1 protein-coding gene is annotated in these 255 nt (G+C 44.7%); it reads right to left on the bottom strand.

Going from position 1 to position 255, the window contains the following annotated elements; translation table 11 throughout:
* Window positions 1–33: 33 nt before the first annotated feature.
* The coding region (locus I6E24_RS17695; protein WP_072543831.1) for a DUF3873 domain-containing protein at window positions 34–255 on the bottom strand (222 nt) is incomplete at its 5' end.

Here is a 255-nt window from a genome sequence, read left to right as displayed (position 1 = left end):
TGAATGTCACAATCAAAGTATCATAGTATGCTGTCATAATCTGTCCTCCTTTCCTTTTATCCATTCGTCACGCAGGTGTCTGCACTCTTCCAATGTCGGTCTAACGCAAGAGAAAAGTTCTCCGTCCGTGTGTCGGTAGTCATACTGGAAAAGGGTTGTTCTTTTCCGTCTGATAGTCGTTTGGTACTTTTCGTACTTCTCAGTACCTGCCGTCTGGCAGGTACTCACTCCGTTGATGGTCATTCTTGTTGTCAT

This window comes from Bacteroides caecigallinarum, assembly GCF_021530995.1.
In the GTDB taxonomy this organism is placed as follows: domain Bacteria; phylum Bacteroidota; class Bacteroidia; order Bacteroidales; family Bacteroidaceae; genus Phocaeicola; species Phocaeicola faecigallinarum.
This window is presented reverse-complemented; position numbering and strand designations above follow the sequence as displayed.